The organism is Vibrio sp. 1978 (assembly GCF_033344345.1).
Genome location: NZ_JAWPOP010000975.1, coordinates 1 through 525 on the forward strand (window position 1 = coordinate 1; position 525 = coordinate 525).

A 525-nucleotide genomic window follows, 5' to 3' on the forward strand; every position below is an offset into this window, starting at 1 on the left:
GATAATGTTACGGATACGCTGATTCTGCGTCCGCTTATCAACTGGGATAAAGAAGACATCATCAACTTAGCTCGTGAAATCGGTACAGAAGACTTCGCGAAAACTATGCCTGAGTACTGTGGCGTGATCTCTAAGAAGCCAACAGTAAAAGCGGTGAAAGAGAAGCTAGAAGCAGAAGAAGCGAAGTTTGACTTCAGCATTCTAGAGAAAGTGGTTTACGAAGCGCGTCAAATGGACATTCGTGATATCGCAAAAGAATCTGAGCAAGCGGCACCAGAAGTCGAGCAAGTACAAGCGGTAGAAGAACACGCGGTAGTATTGGATATTCGTAGCCCTGATGAGGAAGACGATAACCCACTAGAAATCGCTGGTGTGGATGTGAAACACATTCCATTCTACAAGCTGGGTACGCAGTTCGGTGACCTAGACCAGTCGAAAACTTACCTACTGTACTGTGACCGTGGCGTCATGAGCCGTCTGCAAGCGCTTTACTTGCAAGAGCAGGGCTTTAACAACGTAAAAGTT

1 protein-coding gene is annotated in these 525 nt (G+C 46.3%); it reads left to right on the forward strand.

Going from position 1 to position 525, the window contains the following annotated elements; all coding sequences use genetic code 11:
• Window positions 1-525: thiazole biosynthesis protein (gene thiI / locus R8N49_RS30190; RefSeq protein WP_412034944.1), on the forward strand; the 525-nt coding region annotated here is incomplete at both ends.